Raw genomic sequence first — 22,934 nt, forward strand, 5'->3', positions numbered from 1 at the left:
TAATTTTGCAAATTAAAATGTTTGAATTATTTAAATCTGGTTTAATAAGTAAAAAAGCTCTTTTAATCTTAAACTACTCAAAAATTAAAATTAATGAAAATCAGTTAGCTATAATACTAATAATTATGGAATTATCAAATGATGATCAAAAAAATTTCACACCATCACAAATTTCAGAACATATGATGATTTCTAAAGAAGAAATTGAAAAAGAAATAGCAGATCTTCTAAAAAATAGAATAATAAAATTGGAACAAAAAGGTAAAAAAACCATTTTAAATCTTACTCCCTTATTTAATAGACTACTTGTAGATTTTGAAGAAAGACACTCAAACTTAGGACAAGATAATAATTATACTTTTGTTGAAAAAATTTTCAATTATAAACTTAACGCTGAAGAAATTGAAAAGATTGAGAACTATATTGAATTAGGAATCTCAAAACCAAAAATAATGTCATTAATTGATGAATATAAAATTAATAATATTACTGAATTACTTAAAAAATTAGAGGAAAATTCTAAAAAAAGTTCAGTAAAAATAACTATGTATAATTGATTAAATGATTAAATAATATATTAAAATCAAAATAAATACCTGAAATATCTATTTCTAAAAAGTTATCTTGGAAATATTTGAAGGGTATTTTTTGAGTTTTAATATTCTTAAGATCTGAAATATTTAAAAGGAATAACTTTTCATATATATGAAAGTAAATAAGTAAAAAGCCAATACCCTTATTATTTTTTACTTTTTCTAATTTATTAAGTTGATGTTTCTTTATATTTCTTAAATTAAAAAATTCCATTTCAGTTTCTTTTGCTTCAAATTCTAAATAAAAACCATTTCAAAGTCCAATATAATCACAAAAATAGTTTTTATTTAATCTTGCAGTAATAATATTATTTTCAACAGAAAGAATATTATTACTTATAGGCATTTTATATATAAGAGCATTATTTTCATCTAATCTATTAATACTATTGTTTATTAATGTTTCTAAATACATACCTTTATTTTTTAAAATCATAATATCACCTATGATATTAATCGTTATATTTTTACAAAATTTTATAAAATAAGATAAAATTAAAATAAATGGGGGCTAAAAAAATGGCAGATTATATTAAATTAACAAAGCAAGATATTATCAATAAAGACTTTGAAGTTGAATTTAAAGGTTATAAAGTAGAAGAAGTGGATTCTTTTCTAGATATAATTGCAGAAGATTATAAAGTTTTTACTGAAAGAGAAATTAAAAGAGAAGAAAAAATAACTGCATTAGAAGAAAATGTAAATAGATTGTCAAATGAATTAACTCAAACTTTGGCAACTTTAAAATTAAGTGAAAGTCAAATGGATGCTCTAGCAAGAGCTGGTTTGAATAGTTCTGATTTAATTAAGAGAATTGCTAATTTAGAAAAAGACAAGTTTAACAAATAATTTAGTATAAAATAATCAATGAGATTAAATTTGAATCAACTGCTATATTTGAAAAATGATATAGAGGAAACTCCACGCTTGCACATTCTGAGATGAATGTAGTGTTTGTGCTAAAGGAAAAAATAACTTTAGGTACCAATTTATTGGTAACGACTTAGGCATAATCTAAGGGTACTTGTACCTATGATGAGCTTTTTAAAGTGCCACAGAGACGATTAACTAGAAATAGTGAAATGGAACGGGTAAACTCCACAAGCAAGAAACTCAAATTTTGGTAGAGGAGCTTAAAGGTGAGGAATTGAACAAGCCTTTGGGATCGCTAAATGCGATAGATAGATAGTTGATGCACGTAAGTGTTACAAAACGTGGGTTATGATAATTTAATTTCACTATATTTTTTAAGGATTTGTATATGAACGAATTATTTCAATATTTAAAACTAAATAATTTAACAATATCTACTTGTGAGTCTTTCACCGGAGGATATTTTGCAAATGAAATAACAAATATTCAAGGTGTAAGTCAATATTATAAAGGTAGTTTTGTTTGTTATAGTGATGAATATAAAATAAATGTTTTAGATATTGATATAGAAATAATTAAAAAATATAGTTCAGTTTCAAAAGAAGTATTAAATTTAATGTTAAAAAATACTTATAAAAAACTTAAAACTGATATAGTTCTTGCATTTACAGGTTTTGCTCCACCAAAGGATGATAATCCAAAATCTGGATTAAGTTATATTGGTTTTAAAAAGCAAGATAATATATCTATTTTTGAATTTAAAGTTGATCAAGACATTACAAGAGAGCAATATAAAAATAAAGCTTGTAATTTTTTAATAGATAAATTGTTAAATAGCTAATTTTTTTCTTCAATTAATCGATGATGATAATTGAGGAGGAAAATAATTATGATTGAAAAAACATTAGAAAAAAATAAAAATGAGGTACTTTTAAATATGAGTAACAATAATATTTATGATGATCCAGCCTTTAAAAACGTATTAAAAGATATTGAAAAAACTTTTGGTAAAGGTTCAATTATGAAATTGGGTGATTCAGTAAACTCTGTTATTGAGGTCATTCCAAGTGGAAGTTTTTTATTAGATAGAGCAATTGGAGTTGGGGGTTATCCAAAGGGAAGAATCATTGAAATTTATGGTCCTGAATCAAGTGGTAAAACAACACTTTCTTTACATGCAATTGCTGAAGCACAAAAAAATGAAGGTAGAGCTGCGTTCATTGATGCAGAACATGCGTTAGACCCAAGATATGCTCAAAATATCGGAGTAGATATTAATAATTTGGTTGTAGCACAACCAGACTCAGGAGAACAAGCATTAGATATTTTGGAAATGTTAGTGAAATCAAACACTATTGATATTGTAGTTGTTGATTCAGTTGCAGCACTTGTTCCAAAAGCTGAACTTGAAGGGGAAATGTCAGACCAACAAATTGGTCTTCAAGCTAGGTTGATGTCAAAAGCTTTAAGAAAATTAAATGGTATCGTTTCAAAAACAAATACAACTGTAATTTTTATTAATCAATTAAGAGAAAAAGTCGGAGTAATATTTGGTAATCCTGAAACTACTCCTGGTGGAAGAGCTTTAAGATTTTATTCTTCATTGAGACTTGAAGTAAGAAAAGGTGAAACTATTTCTACAAATGGAGAAGCAACTGCAAATAAAGTTAAAATTAAAGTTGTTAAAAATAAAGTAGCTCCGCCATTTAAGACTTGTCAAATAACAATTGCCTATAATAAAGGAGTTGAAAAGGACTTAGAAGTCATTGAAATGGCAACTATTTATAATGTTTTAACAAAAGCTGGTGTTTGATATTCTTATAAAGATGAGAAAATTGGTCAAGGAAAAGAATCTGTAAGAGAATGATTTAACAAAAATCCTGATAAATATATTGAAATTCAAAATAAATTAAAGGAATGTATAGAATAAAAAAATCGAGTAATTCTCGATTTTTTTAAACTTCAGTTGTATCATTTCTTTTAATGGTTTCTTTATCAGAATCATTTGGTTTCAAAACTAAATGATCTTGTTGTTTTTTATATCACTTAAATTGACCTTCAAAAGGATACAATTCAGTAACTTTTGAAATTAATTCAGGATAATAATCTTCTTTCATGTTTTTTCAATTATAACCCTTTTTATTTTCCTTTTTAAATGATTTCATTTCTGCTTGCATATTCAATTCTTTCATAGCAGATAAGATTTGTTTTCCATTAAAACTTCCAAATCTAATTTCTTTATTTCTATGATTAGAAAGTAATAAACCTAAAGTAAACATTATTGAACCAAATATTGCAAGTACTGAGGCTTGTTTTAGTAGATAAATAGTATCCGAAGAGTTAAATCCTCATTCTCCAATACTAAACACTATTGATCCAATTCCTTGAATTGAAAATCTAAATTCTGAAAGAAAACTTATTATATAAAAGAAATCAAATTGCATGAAACTTGGGAAAGTACCTGACCCTGCTGCAATATTTATTACTAAATATATAATTACTATAAATTTGGAAATCATTTCATCTTTAAATAAGAACCATAATGCCTGAATTGTTAATACAAAAATTAAATCTACATATAATAGTCATAATCAGAGTGAAAACATTCCAGCGAAACCTATATTATTGTAGCCAGTAAATGATAATGCCAAAATTAATAAACTTACTTGTGTAATTCCTGTTGTATACATTAACATTGTTTTTGTCATATACCATTTTATAGAATTTAATTTCGTATACCTTTTTGCTCTGTCATAAATAAAAGTTTGCATAAAAGTTCCTACAAATAATCCTATACAAATAAAGAATTCACCAAGTCCAATTCCATACATTGCATTTCTTGAACCTTTTTGATCAAAGTTAACAATTGATAAACCTTCATCAATTTTTCCCATCATATATTTTATAATTATTTTTATTAATTCTTCTTTTATACTATATGAAGATGTTTTATTTGAATTTAATCCATTATTAATTTCATCTTTTATACTTGCTGCACTATTTTTATCAAATAATTTATCAATCAACTGATAGATTATTGCTATTTTATAGTCATGCATACTTTTCATATAATAACCAAATATAAAGTTTCTTTCATATGTAGTTCAAATATCCAGTTTAACTTCTTTTGGTGGTTGAACAGAAACATTTGTTCTTCCAATTGTTCCAATCTTATATATTATATTTTCAAAAATTCCTTCATTTAATTTTAAATCAATATAATATTTTTTACCTTGTCATTCTTTATCAATCTTTTCTTTTGAAGAAAAATAACTAATATTTGTTAGAGATAAACCTTCTTTTATTTCATTCGAACTAAATTTATTATCTTCATCAGCTTTATTACTATATTTTGGTATTAAATTTGACTTAATTAAATTTCATAAACTACTTTGAAAAACTTCACCACTATTTTCTTTGTAAGTATAGTCACCAGTACTTGTTCTAATTTTTCCATTAGTTAATTTTGCTTTTCCTATTGCTTCTTCTTTAGAAAGTTCTAAAGAAATATTGTTTCCATTTTCATCTTTTAGAATTCCAATTTCAAAATCCTTTATTATATTTCCTTTATCTCTAAAAAGTCAAACGCTATTATCTTGATCCATTATGGCAATTGGTGCTTTTCCTAAATTCTGTATAGGATTTCAAAAACCCAATATACAAACTATCGCATATAAAATTGGAACAAGACAAATACCGAAAAATTTAATAATTCGTTTTTTTGAGGAAAGAACTCTTGAAGATAATTCAATTCAATATCCTTTGAATATATCTTTCATTTTACTCATCTTCTTTTCTATAATTAAAATACAAGTATTTTATTAAGTTTATTTACAAATAGTTTTTATATATAAACTTTATTATTGTAAAATAATAAAGTTGCAATTGCAACACCACACTTTTCTAGGATTGGAGATACAATGCTAGTTACAATAATTTGAGAATACATATATATTGCGATTTTAACTTTTGTACTAATAATTTTGACAGGACTAATTGGTTTTGTTATTTATTTACTAAAGTCTCGTCGACGCAAGTATATTTTAAAAAAAGCAAATGACGAATCTAAAGAAATTAAAATGAGAATTATAGCTGAAGCCAAATCTGAAGCAGCATCAATTAAGTTGAATGTTGAAAATGAGGCAAAATATATTCGAGAAGAAATTTTCTTAGAAGAAAAAAGTTTAAGAGATAAAAAACTAAAGTTTTTTGAAGAATTAGAAGAATTAAGTAAAAAAGAAGAAACATTAGTTGAAGAAAAAATTAATATAAATAAAATAAAAAAACAGTTGGAATTGGAGAAAAATAGAGTTCAATCTCTATTAGAAGAAACATCGAATTTAACTGAAGAAGAAATTAAAACAGAACTTTTTAACATTGTAGAAAATAAATATTTAAATGAATTATCAAACAAGATTAAGGATTTTGAAAAAGAATTAAAGAAAAATTCAGAACAAAAAGCTTGTGATATTTTAATTGATGCAATGCAAACTTGTCATGTTGAAGTTACTTCTGAAAAAAATACAACATATTTTGAATTAGAACATGATAGTTTAAAAGGAAAAATAATTGGTAAAGAAGGAAGAAATATTAAGACATTTCAATCTTATGGGGGAGTTGATTTAATAATCGATGATACTCCAAATAGAATTACAATTTCTTCATTTAATCCAATTAGAAGGGAAATAGCTTATTTGACTTTAACAGAATTATTAAAGTCAACAAGACTGTATCCTGCAACAATTGAAGAACAATTAATTCTTCAAGAAGAAAAGCTGGATAAACATTGTTATCAAATAGGATTGGAAACTTTAAAGGAATTAAAAGTTGATGATCTTCCAGATGAAATAATAAGTATGGTTGGTAAATTAAAGTTCAGATATAGTTATGGGCAAAATGCTTTACAACATTCAATAGAGGTTGCAAATATATCTAGGAGAATTGCAATTGAATTGGGTTTAAATGAAAAAATAGCACTAAAAGCAGGACTTTTACATGATATAGGAAAAGCTGTGGATTTTGAAAAAGAAGGAAGTCATGTTACTTTAGGTGTTGAAGTACTTAAAAAATATGGTATTGAAAATAACATTGTAAATGCTGTTGAAGCGCATCACAATGATGTTGAAAAAGAATCATATTATGCAGAAATTGTTTCTATTGCTGATACTTTAAGTGCTGCAAGACCTGGTGCAAGAAATAACGATACTCAAGAATACTTTGCAAGAATGCAAGAACTTGAAGAAATTTGCTTAAATCAAGAGGGTGTTTTAAAGGCTTATGTACTTAAAGCTGGAAGAGAAATAAGAGTTATGGTTAATCCAACAATAGTTGATGATTATAGTATGAACAAAATTCTTTATAATTTAAAAGAAAATATAAAGAAAATTAATAAAACTCCTGGAGATATTTACATAACAATTATTAGAGAAAAACGTGAAACTATTAGATTATAAAAACACCAAGCAAATGGTGTTTTTTGTTATAATAAATTGTGATTGGAGTGAAATTTATGGGATTTGGAGATTTTTTAGCAGGTAGAATGAAAAAATCTATCGAAAAAAACTTAAAGAAAACTACTTTAAATAGTGAGAATATTAAAGAAGTTTTAAGAGAAATTAGATTAGCACTTTTAGAAGCTGACGTAAACGTTGATGTTGTAAAAAAATTTATAACTAATATTGAACAAAAAGCAGAAGGTGCTTTTATTGAACAAGGTGTTAGAGCAGATCAACAAATGATTAAAATTGTCCACTCTGAATTAGTGGAAATTTTAGGAAAAACAAATAAACCTTTAGAAATTGATAAAAAACCATCAATTATTATGATGGTAGGTTTACAAGGTGCTGGTAAAACTACAACAGTAGGGAAACTATCTCATTTAATTAGTAAAAAAAATAAAAAGAAAACATTAATGGTTGGTTTAGACATTTACAGACCAGGAGCTATTGATCAATTAGTAGAATTGGGTCAAAAAAATAATTTAGATGTATTTGAACAAGGAAAACAAAATCCAGTTAAAACTGCAAAACAAGCAATTGATTATGCACAAAAAAATGGCTATGAAGTTGTAATATTGGATACAGCTGGGCGATTACAAATTGATAAGGAACTGATGAAGGAACTAAATGATATTAGAAAATCAGTTTCACCTCAGGAAATAATTCTTACAGTTGATGGTATGACAGGTCAAGATATTATTAATGTTTCACAGGAATTTAATAATTTATTAAAATTAACAGGGGTTATTGTTACTAAACTTGATGGAGATGCTCGTGGGGGATCTACATTATCAATAACAGATATTACAAAACTACCAATTAAATTTATTGGTGAAGGTGAGGGAATTGGTGCTCTTGCTGAATTTCACCCAAAAAGAATGGCAGATAGAATCCTTGGAATGGGTGATGTTGAAACATTGTTTGAAAAAGCAGCTGATGTTGTTGATCAAAGAACAATGGAAAAAACAATGAAAAGGATGTTTGCTGGTCAATTTGATTTGGAAGATTTAAAAAATCAACTTGAACAAGTTGCAAAAATGGGTAATTTAGGTGGAATCATGAAAATGATGCCTGGAATGAATGGAAAAATTAATGAGTCACAAATTGATCAAGCACAACAAAAACTTTGAGTTGCAACAATTTTAATGGATTCTATGACTTTAAAAGAAAGAAGAGAACCAAGACTTTTAAAAGCAATTAATAGAAAACAAAGAATTCTAAAAGGTTCAGGAAGAAGCGAAAAAGAATATAATGAATTGTTAAATCAATTTGATAAAGGAAAAAAACAAGTTCTTGAAATGGTTAAGGCATTGAAATCAGGAAGAATGCCAAATATGGGTGGAATGAGATTTTAAACTAGATAAATATCTAGTTTTTTTATTTGTGACTTTACTTTAAGAATAAAAAAACTAGTTTTAAAACTAGTTTTTTTATTTTGCTTCGATTTTTTTAATTTCTTTTTCTTGTTGAGAGATAGCTTGTAATCTTCTATTTGCTTCTTCAATAGTTTTTTGAGTAACTTCCATTTCAATTCTGCGTTTTTCAGCATCTTTGATTTTTTTTCATACTCCAGCTTTCATTGCATCTGACATTAATAAAACAGAAACTATAGCTACATTGAATAAGTCATCAATAACTTTTTCTACGTTTTTCTTTTCTTTTACAGATAAATTTTCTGATTTATACTTTTCTAATGCTTCAACTTCTTTAAAATAATTTGTTGCAAATTCAGTTCCTAATTTTTGGAAGATTAATGCATTTCCTTCATGTACAAATAAAGCAATATTTTTAAATAAGTTTAATTTTAATTCAACTTCATCTTTATTTGCTGCTCTAAATTGTCCAATTACATTGTTCAATCTATCATCATGATATTGATCAACTAATTCTTCAACAATTACTCTTGAAGATTGTCCAACTAATTTTAAAATTGGTTTTTTTGATGCAGTTTCAGAATCAATAAATTTATAATTCATTGCATTTATATATTTTTTAATACGTAAAGGTAATATATACATGTCATATGCAATATATTCTGAATATCTTCATTTTCTTGCTACTATCTGTCTGATTATGTTATAAACCATTTCTAAAATAGTTAAGTTTAAAGTTCTTTCATTTAATTTAAATTGTAATCTATTCAATCTTAGTAATTGATAGTATTCAAATCCATAGTACTCAAGTGAAATCATATTAAAATAAGTTTGCACAGTTGAGTTATTCATAATTGCAGAATATGAAAATTGAATATCTGGAACAAGAGCATCAATTATATTTTCAAATTGAGGTCTAAAATCCAAAATAGATTGAAATTGTTTTTTTTCAGCCATAATATCTCCTCCAAAATTATATTCATATTTTATCATATTTTTTTTTGAATAAATATGTAAGTGTATAATAATAGAGATTTTAGGAGAAATTATGAAAATAAAGCTAATCTGTTTTAATAAAGTTAATAAAGAATTTAAAGAAATATATCAATTCTATATAGATAAATTAAAAAATCATTGTGATTTAGAAATAATTGAAATAAATGAATTTGATCATGGTGATATGAAATCTAATATGAATAAAAATGAACAAAATATTGATCTTAAACTTAAAGAAATTAAGGACTTTGAAATTTTTCTATTAGATATAAATTCAAAAATGTATAGTTCAGAAATGATAGCTGAAACAATACAAGAAGTGCAAAATTATAAAGGTGGAAAAATTTGTTTTATAATTGGTCCAAGTGATGGTTTCAGTGAAAATTTTAGAAAAACATATAAAAACAAAATAAGTTTTGGACTAATTACACTACCATATAACTTAGTTAGAGTAGTGCTTTTAGAGCAACTATACAGAGGTTTTAAAATATCAAAAAATCAAAAATACCATAAATAATTTTAAATTCTAATTTATTTTACATAATAAAAATATAAATTGATGATCATGAAAATAATCTCATTTTAATTATTTTAATAAATTTACAAATTAATTAAAATGAGTGAGAAAACAGCTGAATTTTTCATTCAATGGTTTAATTTTAAAAAAAATAGACTTTTACAAAATTAAACTATAAAATGATACTATCGCTATGGAGGTAATCCTATGTTTGACGACAAATCAACTTTTAACTGATTTCCAGGTCATATGAATAAAAGTATTAAGGAAATTGAAGAGAAGGTTTCAATAGTAGATTTAGTTATTGAAATTGTAGATGCAAGAGCACCATTCTCTACTCAAAATCCCTTACTTAGAAAAATATTAAATAAGCGTCCAAGACTTATCGTAATGACAAAATTTGACCTATCTGATAGAGAAATCACAAATCAATGAACTGAATATTTTGAAAATACAGGTCATAGAACTTATATTGTAAAAAACAAACAAACTGAGATTTATAACGATATTTTAAAACTCATAAATGAAATGACCAGAGAATCACAATTAAAACAAAAAAGTAGAGGAATTGAAAAACCTCAATTAAATGTTTTAGTTGTAGGAATTCCAAATGTTGGAAAATCTACAGTTATTTCAAGACTTTCAAAAGGTAAGAGTTTAAAAATTGCAAATAAACCAGGAGTTACTAGGGGAATGCAAAGAATTGTTATGAATCCTAGCATAACTCTAATTGATACACCAGGAATATTGCCTGCAAGGTTTGAAAATGAAACAGTTGCATGTAATTGTGCAGCTACAAATTCAATTAGATTGGATGTTGTTCCAAAAGAAAGAATGGCAACAAAGTTAATGAGATATATTTATAACTCATATCCTTCTTTGATAGAAAACACTTACAAAATCAATAAGAATGTTTTAAGACCAATCAATTATGATGATACTTTTACAATTTTTGAAGAAATAGCAAAAAGAAATAAATTTACTATACTAGATGAAATAGCGGATGTTGAAAGAGCAATTGAATTATTTGTTCATGACATTATAAACAATAATTTAGGTAGAATTTCATTTGAAAAACCCATTGAAATAAAAGAAATTGCAAAACAAGCAATTGAAAAAAATGATTTAGATTCAACTATAGTAAGTGATTTAACAGTAGAATGATAGAAAATCCAAGATATTTATTTGATCAAAAAATTCGAAGTGAATATAAAGTTAATTTAATTGCAGGAAGTGACGAAGTTGGTAGGGGAGCAATGGCAGGACCAATTGTTGTTGTAAGTGCAATATTAAAACCTGAATATAATAATTCAAAAATTAAAGATTCAAAACTTTTAAATGAAAAACAAAGAGAAGAATTATTTGAAGAAATAAAGGAAAATTGTATTTCATTTAGTATTTGTGAATATGATTCAAAATTTGTAGATGAATTTAATCCAAAAAAGACAAGTCAAATTGGAATGATTGATTCTATAAAAAAATTAGATGTTAAACCAGATATTTGCTTAATTGATGGTGAAAATATAGAATTAGAAGGTTATCAGTGCATACAAATTATTAAAGGTGATAATTTAAGTCTTACTATTGCAGCTGCAAGTATACTTGCAAAAGTTTATAGAGATCGCATTATGAATAACTATCATATAAAATATCCAGAATATAACTTTATAAAACATAAAGGTTATTGTACTATTGATCATCAACAAAGAGTTGAGCAATATGGAATTTTGGATATTCATAGATTTTCTTACAAACCAATAAAATTTCTAAAGGAGAAACAAAATGAATTTTAATAAAGATAATCAAGTTTATCAAGAGTGAATTAACTCAAAACACTTAGATGAAAGTTTAAAAGAAGAACTTTTAAATGCATCTGATGAAGAATTAAATGCAGCATTTAACATTCAATTAGAATTTGGAACAGCAGGAATTAGAGGAATATTAGGAGCAGGTCCTGGTAGATTTAATTTATATACAATTAAAAAAGTAACAATGAGTTATGCTAAATTATTAATTTCTAAATATGGAGATGATTTACATAGAGGAGTTGTAATTGGTCATGACAACAGAAAATATTCAAAAGAATTTTCTCAATTGGCAGCTGAAATTTTAACAAGTTTTGGAATTAAAGCATATTTATTTGAAAATAATACTATGAAACCAACGCCAGTTGTTTCATTTGCAACAAAAGATCTTAATGCAATTGGTGGAATTGTTATAACAGCGAGTCACAATCCTGCAAGTTATAATGGTTATAAGATTTATGACGAATTTGGATGTCAATTAATTGATGAAGATACAAAAGTTATTGCAGAATATATGGAAGAAATAGAAGATATATTAAACTGAAATTATAAAAGTGATGAATCAATTCTTGAAATAGTTCCTGAAAAAGTTTTAGATAATTATAAAGAAATGATTTCAAATCTTCAATTTTATAAAGATAAAACAAGAGATGGATTTAAAATGATTTATTCTGCTGTTAATGGTACAGGAACAGAATTTACTCCGCCATTATTAAGAAAATTTGGATATGAAGTAATTGAAGTTGAAGAACATGCTTTTGAAGATTCAACTTTTAAAAATGTTGGTAATCCAAATCCTGAATTTGAGCCAGCTTGAAAAATACCATTTGAATATGGAGAAAAACATCAAGATGCGTCAATAATGATAATTCAAGATCCAGATGCAGATAGAATTGGTTGTGCAATAAATCATCATGGTAAATGAATTAGAATTGATGGAAATCAAACTGGACCTTTATTAATTGAATGAAAACTAAGTCAGATGAAAGAACATAATTTAACTCCAAAAAATCCAGCTATGTATTCAAGTTTTGTAACAAGTGATTTGGGAGATAGAATTGCAAATGAAACTTACAATGTAAAAGTTATAAAAACACTTACTGGATTTAAATGAATGGGTTCTGAAATTTTAAAAGAACCTGAAAGAGATTTAAACTTTGTTTTTGCTTATGAAGAAAGCTATGGTTATGTACTTGACTCTTCAACAAGAGATAAAGACGGAATTCAAGCAACAACAATGTTAGTAGAAGCTGCTTGATATTATAAACAACAAGGTAAAACTTTAATTGATGTATTAAATGATCTTTATGAAAAATATGGTCATTATTATACATATACAGAAAATTTAAACTTTAAACCTGAAGAAATTAAATCAAAAGTCGAACCAATTATGAAAAAACTTAGAGAAGAAGAATTTTCAACAATGGGTGGCTTAGAGTTGAGTTATGTTGAAGATTATATTGACGGATTATTTAATATGCCAGGTCAAAATCTAATGAAATTCTATTTTAATGATGGTAGTTGATTTGCAGTTAGACCTTCAGGTACTGAACCTAAGGTTAAAATTTACTTTATTTGTGTAGATAAAGATGAGCAATCTGCAAAAGATAAATGTAATTTAATTTTTAAAGATTTAAAAGAATTCTTAGAAATTTAAAAAATAATGTCTTTGACATTATTTTTTATTTTTTCTTATATTATATTTAATTACTACAATATAATATAAAAGGTATTACTATTATGCCAAGAGTAAGTGAGGATTATTTATGAAGACTTTAATAATCGGAGGAAGCGCAACTGGAATGGGTGTTGCTGCAAGATTAAGAAGAAATGATATGAATATGGATATAACAGTTATTCAAGATAAAGATTATGTTTCTTTAGGTGCTTGTGGACTTCCATATTTTGTTGCAAACAATTTTGAAGAAAAGAATACTTTAATAGCAAGAGAAAAAGAAAAATTTGAAGAATCTAATATTAAAATAATTTCAAATTCAAAAGTTGAATCAGTTAATTTTAAAGAGAATAAAGTTTTTTATAAAGATAATTATGAAACTTATGATAAGTTAGTAATAGCAGTTGGAGCAAAACCTATAAGGCCAAATATTAAGGGCATTGAAGGAGAAAATATTTTTGTTCTAACAACATTAGAAGATGGAGTATTATTGAAAGATAAAATGAACAATGATAACAGCATAAAAAAAGTTGCTATTATTGGTGCTGGATTTATTGGTCTAGAAATGTGTGAATCACTTTCTGAATTAAAAAAGGATGTTTATTTGCTTGAAATGGAAGAAAAAATTATGCAACGAGCTTTTGATTCAGAAATTTCAGAATTAATTGAAAATAAATTAGAAGAAAAGAAAATAAACACTTTATTAGGTGAACAACTAATAGAAATTAAATTAAAAAATAATAAAGTTAATTCTATTTTATTGAAAAGTGGAAAAGAAATTGAAGTTGATGCTGTATTACTTTCTGTTGGCTTTCAACCAAATACACAATTTTTGAAAGATAGTGGATTAGAAATGAATGAAAGAGGAACGATAATTGTTAACACCAAAGGAGAAACAAATATTGAACATGTTTACTCTGCAGGAGATTGTGCAGTTTCAAAAAATTTCATTAATCAAGAGGACATTTATTCTCCACTTGCAACAATTGCAAGTAAGTTTTCAAAAGTTATAGCTGATAATATAGCAGGAAAACAAGTTGAATTTGTTGGTTCAATTCAAAGTGCAATATTAAGACTATTTGATCTAGAAATTGCCAGAACAGGACTTACAGAACAAATCGCAGTCAATAAAGGAATTAAAGTTAAATCTACATTTATAAAAGATAAAGATCACACAAACTATACTCCAAATCAAAAAGATTTGTATTTAAAATTAATAATCAATGAGGATACAAAAGAAATTATTGGAGCGCAAATGGCAGGAAGTAATAATTCAATTTTAAGAATTTATGCATTAGCTGCATTAATTTGACAAAAAGCAAAAATAGACAATGCTTTAGAACAAATTGATTTACCTTATGCTCCACCATTTTCAAGATCTGTTGATATCATTCACATTGCTTTATCAAAATTAAACAAATAAAAGGAGAAAAAATTATGTTATTCTTAGCAGAAGAAAAAGGACACAATTTGCTTAGAGATTTTCTAGCAATTAGTACCTGACAATCACTTACTGCAATAATTATATTTATTTCATTACAAATAGGATTATGATTCTTTTTGAAAAAATATAAATTTGCGTTTATGTACAGAGTTATTTTAGGTATGTCAATTGGTTTAATATTTGGAATTATATTACAATCAATTATTGGATTTCCTGGTTCTGATTCATTTGAAGAAATATCAAAACCAGAAAATAAATTCTATTGAATATATGAATTAAATATTTGAGCATCATTCTTTAAAAATATATTCATTAATGGTGTTTATTTATTAACAGTTCCTATTGTATTTATTGCAATATTTAAAATCACTTCTAAACCAGGAGAAACTGGTTTAGGAAGAATTACTGTAAAAGGAATTATATTATTATTATTTAACGTTGCAATTATGTTTACAATTACATTCTTTTTAGGATTATTATTTAAAGTTGGATTGGGATTTGAATTAAGTTCAGATTCATCTGTAACTGGAAAGGATAATGTTCCTCTACCTCAAATTATTTGAGATTATATTCCAAATAATTTTGTTGGAGCTTTAGCAAAAAATTCAATTATACCTGTAATGGTAGTTGGAGCTTTGGCGGGTGGAAGTGTTAAAATACTTTCAAAAAGAAAACATGTTGAAATGGAAGCTATCAGAAAAGCTATGAATACAGGATGAGATGTTATAATGTCAATTTTAATGACATTTATGAAAATTATGCCTTTAGCTGTTATGTCTATGATTACTGTTTCAATAACTTCAAGACCAATTGGTTCACTTGTATCAATTGGTAAAGTAATTGGAGTAGGTTATTTAGGTGTTGTTATTGCTCTTGGATTATTAACATTTGAAATTTTCTTAAGTGGAATAAGACCAGGAGCTTGATGAAAAAAAGCATGAAAACCTTTAGTGCAAGGATTTTCAACGCAATCATCTAATGCATCATTGCCAATTGCTATGGACACATTAACTCAAGAAATGAAAGTTAATGGAAAAGCATCAAATACTATTCAACCAATTTCAACAACAATGGGATTAATTGCTTGTGCTGGGGTTCAATCTGGATTAGCAACAAGTATTTTATGAACAGGAACTGAAACTGGAAGTGCTGTTCATAATATGGGATTATTTACATTCTTTATTATGGCATTATTTGTTACTATTATTGCTTCACTTGGAATTGCAGGAGTTCCAGGAACTGCAACAGTAGTTACTGTGGGAGTTTTAGGTGGTATTGGATTTGGTGGATATGCTGGAAGTGTATTACAAGTTATAGCACCTTTAGATGGATTATTCGATATGGGAAGAACCGGAGCCAACGTTGTTGGAGGAGTTGCTGTTGCAACTATTGTAGGAAAGTCAGAAGGACTAATTGAAGAGGGATCAGATCTTTTAAGTGAAAAAGGTATTGCTCATCAAAAAGTAATTTTAGAAAATAAAAAAAATAAAGATGATTATTTAAATACTATTAATTCCTTAAAATCTTCAGCTTTAAAAGAATTAAAAAACAAGGAATTAACTACAGAGCAGAGAAAAGATATTAATAATAAATTAAAATCAGATATTAAAAAAGAAAAAGATACTTTTAAAAGTAAAAAATAATACTAGTGTTGATAATTCGAGTTGATTTATAAATTAATTTGAATTTCCGCAACAGATGTTAATTATTTTCAATAAGTATATTTATTGTTAAAACAAAAAGTACTGAATATAAAAAAATTGCATAAAAGCAATTTTTTTTATATTCCCCAACGATATTAATAGTGGGAGGAATTAAAATAATGAATAATGTAACTATAATCGGACAAATAGAGGGAAATCCTCAGGTAGTTTTTGACTCAAAAGATGGAGGTAAAAAACTTTATAAAATTACTTTAAAAGTACCAAGACAATACAAAACTAAAAATGGAGAAAAGATTGAAGATTTTATTAATGTGAAGGTTTGATCGAATGTTCTAGGAGATGAATATGAATATTTTGATCAATCTTATATAGGGATTGAAGGTAGATTAGTTTCTTTTGGAAATGCAGAAAATAATAAATATGGAAATGAGCTTGTTGCAAATAAAGTGGTTCAATTAAATTAATGGAAAATGTTTTATTATATTTTTCAATAAAATATAAAGGTAACTGAGATAAAATTTATCATGCTTTGGATATAAAAGAAAAAATAACACATAAAGATTTAGAAGAAATAAGTAATAAAATTAATTGTAAATTTATTACTATTTTAAATCCTTTGTATCCTAATTATTTAAAAAATACTCATAAACCACCATTTGTAATCTTTTACAAAGGGGATATAACACTTCTTTCAAAATATCATAAAACTATTGCATTTATTGGGGGAGAAGAAGTTAATGAATATGGAATAAAAAATATAGATAGTTTAATGAGTGATTTAAATGAAGAAAAAATAATATTTTCTACTATTCAAAACATTGGAGTTAATACGGAAGTATTAGATAATGCAAACAATAATGGATATAAAATAGTAAAAATATTAAATCAAAGTATGAAAGATTATTTAAAAAAAACAATTGAGTTACCAGAACGAGAAAACTTACTTGCAATTAGTGAAATATATGAAAATGATACTATTAATTTTGAAAATAATGATTACTCAAATAGACTATTGTGTGGAATTTCAAAAGCAATTGTATTTGTGCAATTTAAAGGAAATGATCCGGTTAACAAATTGTTCACTTTCTCTGTAAATGAAGGTAAGGATATATTTGCTATACCAGATACAACATTTTCTAAGAGCGGAACTAATAAATTAATAAAAAATGGTGCCAAATTAATAGAATTTGCAAAAGATATATTAAATGAAATTTAATAATGATATAATTTTTTTGTGATAGAGATATCACGCTTGTAAGGCTTAAGCCTAAAAACTAAGTATAAATTAAACTAATCATTTTATTCCCGACACACAAATGATAAGAGTAATTTTAATTTAAGAGAGATTTTATCTCTCTTTTTTTTATTTTAATTATGTTTTTAATGTATAATTGGTTAAGATATTTTAAAGAAAAAAGGTGAGAATAAATGTCTAACGAGATCAAAATGGATAATACACAAGAAGTTAATCTAAAAAATGATAATAAAAATACTACCCCTGAATTTAAAACAAAAAGAAGTGGAAAAGCTTTTTTATCAATTATTTTTCATTACTTAAAAAGACACCCAATAGTTGGGATATTTTTAGTTTTATTAACATTGGCTTCATCAGCTACAAGTGTTTTAAGTCCTAAAATTATACAAAATATTATGACAATTTTAATGGCCCCAGCAGCACATAAATTAGGACAAGATACAATGGGAGCATTTCAATTGTCAACAGGTGAATGAGCAACTTCATTATTTGGATTTGCTTTAACATGACAACATTGAATATATGTTCAATTAATTTTATTTGCTTGTCTTGCAATATTTACGTTTGCATCAAACTATATAGCAGGAATTATGGGTAAAAATATTGAAATTGAATTAAGAAACAAGACTTTAGAAAGACTTGTAAAACAAGATATGAGTTATTATTCAGATAAAAAAATTGGAGAAATTTTAACTAAAATAGTATCTGATACTCAAATTATTGGAGATCAAGCACAACAAATACCAGTAACAATGATGGGAGCAGCATTTACATTCTTTGGTGCTCTAATAATGATGTTTACAATTAATATTTATTTAACTGTAGTGGTTATAATAACAATGGCAATAATAGTTACATCAATTTTTTCAACATTTGGAATTGTTAAAAAATCTGCATTTAAAACAAGAGATTCAATTACAGCAATAAATGGAGATGTAACTGATAGAATTGCAACTGTAAGATTAATTAAAGCTTCAGGAACAGAAAATTATGAAACTGAAAGATTTAAAGAAATTCATAAAGATTACTTTAAAAAATCAAGCAGTTTAATTAAATTACAATCAACAGTTATTACTGTTTTAGTAGCTGGAGTAAGTTCAATTCAAATGATTATTGTAATTGCAGCAGCAATTAAATGACATAATGATCCAGCCACTTTATCAATAGTTTTAACATCATTCATTTCATCTGTTGGAACAATGGTTGGACCAATTATGCAAGTTGCTAGATTACAAGCTGGATTAATTCAAGCTTCTACTTCTGCTGTAAGAATTGATGAAATTCTAAGTGCAAAATCAAAAATTGATCCTCATTATAATCCAGAAGAAGGAATTCATATTGATAACATTGATAAATCAATTATTTTTAAAGATGTTGAATTTAGATATCCTGAAAAACCAGAAAAAGTTATTATTCCAGAATTTTCATTTACATTTGAACATGGAAAATCATATGCATTTGTTGGTGAAACAGGTAGTGGTAAATCAACAATAGCAAGACTATTATTAAGATTCTATGATCCTTATAAAGGTCAAGTATTAATAAATGAAACAAATGATTTGAAAGATGTAAATTTAGCAAGTTATTTAGATAAAGTGGGTTATGTTGAACAAGAACCTCAAATTTTATTTGGAGATGTTTTAGATAATATTAAATATGGTAGATTTAATGCAACAGATGAAGAAGCAATTGAAGCTGCAAAATTAGCAGAATTACATGAATTAGTTATGACTTGACCAGATGGATATAAAACAATTCTTGGTGAAAGAGGATTTATGTTATCTGGTGGACAAAAACAAAGACTTGTTATTGCAAGAATGTTCTTAAAAGACCCTCAATTGTTAATTTTAGATGAAGCAACAAGTGCTTTAGATAATATTGTTGAAAAAGAAATTCAAGCAAAATTAGATTCATTGATGAAAGGTAGAACAACTGTTACTATCGCTCATAGATTAAGTACAATTAAAAATGTAGATACAATAATTGTATTGGCTCCTGAAAAAGGAATTGCTCAGGTAGGTACTTTTAATGAACTTAAAAATAAAGAAGGTCACTTTAAAAAACTATATGATGCAGGACTAATGGGATAAAACAAGATTTAAATCTTGTTTTTTTATTTTACTTAATTAAAAATCTTTTAGAATATCTAAATTATTTTTAATTAAAGCATTTAAGAATATTAGATTTTTATTTAATGTATTATCTTGGAAGGTGCTTATTTTTGAAATAGATAGGAATAGACAGTATGACAAATAATAATCAAATCAAAGAAATCAAATCAAAAATAAATGAAAAGGAACCTTTAATTGAAATTTTGAATATATCAAAAGTCTATAAAAATAAAAAGGCATTAGATGATGTTAGTTTAATAATTAATCCAGGAGATAGAATTGGTGTGATTGGCCCTAATGGAGGGGGTAAATCTACAATTAGTGAAATTATTGGAGGAATTAGAAAGCCAACTACTGGAAAAATTATAAGACAAGAAAATATGACAATTGGCTTACAATTTCAAGAATCTAAATATCCAATTGGTATAACAGTTTTAGACATGATTAAATATTATTTGGAAACTTTTAATATTCCCATGACTGAAAAAGAACTTACAGAAATTTTAAGAAAATTTCAAATTGATAATTTTAAAAATAAATTTTTAGAAGGTTTAAGTGGTGGTCAACAACAAAGAGTAAATATTCTTTTAAGTTTAATTCATAATCCAGATTTAGTAATATTTGATGAAATATCAACGGGATTAGACATTGAAGTTAGAAGTGAAATCTTTGATACAATTAAAGAAAATGTTGTAAATAAGAATAAAGCTATGATTTTAGTAACTCATATGATGAGTGAAATTGAAGAGCTATGTGATAAATATATTTATATCCACAATGGAAAAATCAGAGAACAAGGTTTAGTAAAAGATTTAGTAAAAAATTATGGATCAGTTCATAACTTCACTTGAAAAAAATTCAAGGAAGAAAAAGTTGGAGATTTAAGAAAACAAGCAGAAGAATCTGATAATAAAAATAAAAATAAACTAGATAAAATTATAAATAGTGAAAAAAATAAAGGAAAAAATATTCCTTTAATCAAACTGCTTTTAAAATATTATTATAAAGGATTTGCAGTACCTTTCTTTTTATTCTTTTTTCCTCTAATTCTTTTATTTTTAGAGGGTTTTGCATTTAAAAGTATGGATAAAGAAGGTATATTTTTACATAATATTGTTGGGTCGCTTGCAATAATGCAAATAATATCTGTTGGAATATTTATTATTCCTCAAACTATATTGGAATTTAAAAATAGTGTTCTTATGAAAAGAATTGGTGCAACTAATATAAAACCATTCTTCTTTATATTAACTGTAGTTATAATGGGTATATTTTTTATGCTAGTTGGTTTTTTATGAACTTTACTTTGAGCGGGAATAATGTTTGGAGGGGACTTGGGATGATCAACAATATCATTGCCAGTTCAAATAGGTGCTTCAATTCCTTTCCTATTATTAACATTAGTTCAATCAATTTCATTGGGTATGTTACTTGCAAGTGTTTTTAGATCAACAACTGCTTATATTGCAGTTTCAAACATTTTATATATGCCAATAGCATTTTTAGGAGGTTCATTTATTCCTATAAATGTTATTATGGATAGTCCAATATTAAAATATGCTACATATATTAATATATTTAAATATTCAACAGAGCCTTTTAATAATGCTTGAGCTGGAAAATTTGTATTTAATGCAACTACTGGAATTTACTTGTCAATTTCATTAGCTCTAATTACTACATTTACAGTTACTTCATCATTCAAACTAAAATGAGAGTCATAAAATAATTCAAAGTGCACAATATAAATTGCGCACTTTCTTTTTATTGATTATTTTTTGTTATAATTAAGCAATGGAAAAAATAGTTAATATAATTGGAGCAGGTCTTTCAGGATGTGAAGCTGCTTATCAATTAGCAAAAAGAAATATCAAAGTTAAATTATATGAGAAAAAAACAATTGAAAGGAATCCAGTTCAAAAATTAGATTATTTTGCAGAATTAGTTTGTTCAAATACCTTAAGATCAACTGATTTTAAAAATGCGGTAGGAACTTTGAAAGATGAAATGAGACTTTTTGATTCTTTGATTATTAAAGCTGCAGAGTTTGCACAAATACCTGCTGGAGGAAGTTTGGCAGTAGATAGAGATGTATTTTCGAAATATATTACAGATAAAATGCATGAAAATAAAAATATTGAAGTCATAGAGCAAGAATTTAAGGAAATAGATCCTAATCAAATTACTTTAATAGCTTCTGGGCCTTTAACTAGTGAGGATTTACAAACTGAAATTGCAAAACTAATTGGTCAAGATTATTTTTATTTTTTTGATGCAGTTGCACCAATAATTACAAAAGATTCTATTAATATGGAAATTGCTTTTAGAAAAAATAGATATGAGAAGGGTGAAACTCAAGATTATATAAATTGCCCAATGAACAGAGAAGAATATGAGTTATTTTATAATGAACTTGTAAATGCTCAATTAGCTCCTGTTCATTTAGAATCGGAAAAAAATTTAAAATATTTTGAAGGATGTATGCCAGTTGAAGTAATGGCAAAAAGAGGATTTGATACTTTAACATATGGTCCACTTAAACCAGCAGGTTTAAGAAATTTAGATGGAACTAATAATTTTGCAGTTGTTCAATTAAGACAAGATAATGCAGCAGATGATTTATATAATTTTGTTGGTTTTCAAACAAATTTAACATGACCAGAACAAAAAAGAGTTTTTAGATTAATTCCTGGACTTGAAAACGCTGAATTTGTAAGATATGGAGTTATGCATCAAAATAATTTTATAAATTCACCAACAGTTTTAAATGAGTTCAATCAACTAAAAACTAATAACAATATATTTTTTGCAGGTCAAATTACTGGAGTTGAAGGATATGTTGAATCAACTTCTTCAGGAATAATTGCAGCTATAAATATTGCAAGAATGTTAGAAGGAAAAGAACTTCAAAAATTCCCAAAAGATACTGTAATGGGTGGTTTACAAAATTATATAATTTCAACTGATTCAAAAAACTTTCAACCAATGAAGGCAAATTGAAGTATTGTTGAAAATTTAGAAATTAAGTCTAAAATAAGAAAAGAAGAAAAAAAGGAACTTTATTCAAAAAGATCTATAAACTCAATGAATGAATTTATAAAAAAACTTTAATAATTAAAGAAAGGCAACT

20 protein-coding genes and 1 other RNA gene are annotated in these 22,934 nt (G+C 25.9%); 18 read left to right on the forward strand and 3 right to left on the reverse strand.

Annotation, left to right across the window (positions count from 1 at the left end):
• Positions 1–17: 17 nt before the first annotated feature.
• A complete protein-coding gene (locus SDIMI_RS01355) occupies positions 18–569 on the forward strand; it encodes a DnaD family protein (RefSeq protein WP_020836194.1) in 552 nt (183 codons plus the stop codon).
• Here SDIMI_RS01355 and SDIMI_RS01360 read toward each other — a convergent pair.
• A complete protein-coding gene (locus SDIMI_RS01360) occupies positions 544–1,029 on the reverse strand; it encodes a Holliday junction resolvase RecU (RefSeq protein WP_020836195.1) in 486 nt (161 codons plus the stop codon). The two genes, SDIMI_RS01355 and SDIMI_RS01360, sit on opposite strands and share 26 nt — an antisense overlap.
• A gap of 83 nt (positions 1,030–1,112) precedes the next feature.
• On the opposite strand from SDIMI_RS01360, the gene SDIMI_RS01365 reads away from it, so the two are divergent.
• The 4 genes from SDIMI_RS01365 to recA all read left to right on the forward strand — a co-directional run bounded on the left by SDIMI_RS01365 (position 1,113) and on the right by recA (position 3,396).
• Entirely contained in the window at positions 1,113–1,442 is a 330-nt protein-coding gene (locus SDIMI_RS01365; RefSeq protein ID WP_020836196.1) for a DivIVA domain-containing protein, read from the forward strand.
• 27 nt (positions 1,443–1,469) lie between these two features.
• Positions 1,470–1,820: RNase P RNA component class B (gene rnpB / locus SDIMI_RS04530), an RNA gene on the forward strand.
• Between the two features lie 34 nt (positions 1,821–1,854).
• Positions 1,855–2,307 carry a CinA family protein gene (locus tag SDIMI_RS01370; RefSeq protein ID WP_020836197.1) on the forward strand — a complete coding sequence of 151 codons (453 nt, stop codon included), beginning with the start codon at positions 1,855–1,857 and terminating at the stop codon, positions 2,305–2,307.
• A gap of 48 nt (positions 2,308–2,355) precedes the next feature.
• Positions 2,356–3,396 (forward strand): recombinase RecA, encoded by a 1,041-nt coding sequence (gene recA / locus SDIMI_RS01375; RefSeq protein WP_020836198.1) that lies wholly within the window; start codon positions 2,356–2,358, stop codon positions 3,394–3,396.
• Positions 3,397–3,421: 25 nt separating this feature from the next.
• Here recA and SDIMI_RS01380 read toward each other — a convergent pair whose 3' ends face one another.
• Positions 3,422–5,245: a hypothetical protein gene (locus tag SDIMI_RS01380; protein WP_020836199.1), complete on the reverse strand. Its 1,824-nt coding sequence runs from the start codon at positions 5,243–5,245 to the stop codon at positions 3,422–3,424.
• 141 nt (positions 5,246–5,386) lie between these two features.
• Between SDIMI_RS01380 and rny the strand changes: the two genes are divergently transcribed.
• Together rny and ffh are read left to right on the forward strand one after the other, a co-directional pair.
• Positions 5,387–6,919 carry a ribonuclease Y gene (rny, locus tag SDIMI_RS01385; protein WP_020836200.1) on the forward strand — a complete coding sequence of 511 codons (1,533 nt, stop codon included), beginning with the start codon at positions 5,387–5,389 and terminating at the stop codon, positions 6,917–6,919.
• Between the two features lie 56 nt (positions 6,920–6,975).
• Positions 6,976–8,319 (forward strand): signal recognition particle protein, encoded by a 1,344-nt coding sequence (gene ffh / locus SDIMI_RS01390; RefSeq protein WP_020836201.1) that lies wholly within the window; start codon positions 6,976–6,978, stop codon positions 8,317–8,319.
• Between the two features lie 75 nt (positions 8,320–8,394).
• Here the strand turns inward: ffh and SDIMI_RS01395 are convergent, their stop codons facing one another.
• Complete coding sequence (locus SDIMI_RS01395) at positions 8,395–9,294, reverse strand: hypothetical protein (protein WP_020836202.1); 900 nt, start codon at positions 9,292–9,294, stop codon at positions 8,395–8,397.
• 91 nt (positions 9,295–9,385) lie between these two features.
• Between SDIMI_RS01395 and SDIMI_RS01400 the strand changes: the two genes are divergently transcribed.
• The 11 genes from SDIMI_RS01400 (at position 9,386) to trmFO (ending at position 22,915) form a co-directional block, all read left to right on the forward strand.
• Complete coding sequence (locus SDIMI_RS01400) at positions 9,386–9,850, forward strand: 23S rRNA (pseudouridine(1915)-N(3))-methyltransferase RlmH (protein WP_020836203.1); 465 nt, start codon at positions 9,386–9,388, stop codon at positions 9,848–9,850.
• A 207-nt stretch (positions 9,851–10,057) separates the two neighbouring features.
• Positions 10,058–11,017, forward strand: a complete 960-nt coding sequence (gene ylqF / locus SDIMI_RS01405; RefSeq protein ID WP_020836204.1) for a ribosome biogenesis GTPase YlqF — start codon at positions 10,058–10,060, stop codon at positions 11,015–11,017.
• The gene (locus SDIMI_RS01410) at positions 11,011–11,643 is read left to right on the forward strand and encodes a ribonuclease HII (protein ID WP_020836205.1); all 633 of its coding nucleotides are present in this window, start codon (positions 11,011–11,013) and stop codon (positions 11,641–11,643) included. The genes ylqF and SDIMI_RS01410 overlap by 7 nt, the downstream gene beginning before the upstream one ends.
• Positions 11,633–13,312, forward strand: a complete 1,680-nt coding sequence (locus SDIMI_RS01415) for a phospho-sugar mutase (RefSeq protein ID WP_020836206.1) — start codon at positions 11,633–11,635, stop codon at positions 13,310–13,312. Before SDIMI_RS01410 ends, SDIMI_RS01415 begins: the two co-directional genes overlap by 11 nt.
• A gap of 109 nt (positions 13,313–13,421) precedes the next feature.
• Positions 13,422–14,753, forward strand: a complete 1,332-nt coding sequence (locus SDIMI_RS01420; RefSeq protein WP_020836207.1) for a CoA-disulfide reductase — start codon at positions 13,422–13,424, stop codon at positions 14,751–14,753.
• 14 nt (positions 14,754–14,767) lie between these two features.
• Positions 14,768–16,417, forward strand: coding sequence for a dicarboxylate/amino acid:cation symporter (locus SDIMI_RS01425; protein WP_020836208.1), 1,650 nt, complete (start codon positions 14,768–14,770; stop codon positions 16,415–16,417).
• A 179-nt stretch (positions 16,418–16,596) separates the two neighbouring features.
• Positions 16,597–16,902 carry a single-stranded DNA-binding protein gene (locus SDIMI_RS01430; protein ID WP_020836209.1) on the forward strand — a complete coding sequence of 102 codons (306 nt, stop codon included), beginning with the start codon at positions 16,597–16,599 and terminating at the stop codon, positions 16,900–16,902.
• Entirely contained in the window at positions 16,902–17,654 is a 753-nt protein-coding gene (locus SDIMI_RS01435; protein ID WP_020836210.1) for a DNA-processing protein DprA, read from the forward strand. Before SDIMI_RS01430 ends, SDIMI_RS01435 begins: the two co-directional genes overlap by 1 nt.
• Positions 17,655–17,866: 212 nt before the next feature.
• Entirely contained in the window at positions 17,867–19,783 is a 1,917-nt protein-coding gene (locus tag SDIMI_RS01440) for an ABC transporter ATP-binding protein (protein WP_020836211.1), read from the forward strand.
• Positions 19,784–19,938: 155 nt separating this feature from the next.
• Positions 19,939–21,528 (forward strand): ABC transporter ATP-binding protein/permease, encoded by a 1,590-nt coding sequence (locus SDIMI_RS04535; protein ID WP_020836212.1) that lies wholly within the window; start codon positions 19,939–19,941, stop codon positions 21,526–21,528.
• 70 nt (positions 21,529–21,598) lie between these two features.
• Positions 21,599–22,915 carry a methylenetetrahydrofolate--tRNA-(uracil(54)-C(5))-methyltransferase (FADH(2)-oxidizing) TrmFO gene (trmFO, locus tag SDIMI_RS01450; protein ID WP_020836213.1) on the forward strand — a complete coding sequence of 439 codons (1,317 nt, stop codon included), beginning with the start codon at positions 21,599–21,601 and terminating at the stop codon, positions 22,913–22,915.
• The last annotated feature ends 19 nt before the right edge of the window (positions 22,916–22,934 follow it).

The sequence above is a fragment of the Spiroplasma diminutum CUAS-1 genome (genome assembly GCF_000439455.1).
GTDB classification, from domain to species: domain Bacteria; phylum Bacillota_I; class Bacilli_A; order Mycoplasmatales; family Mycoplasmataceae; genus Spiroplasma_A; species Spiroplasma_A diminutum.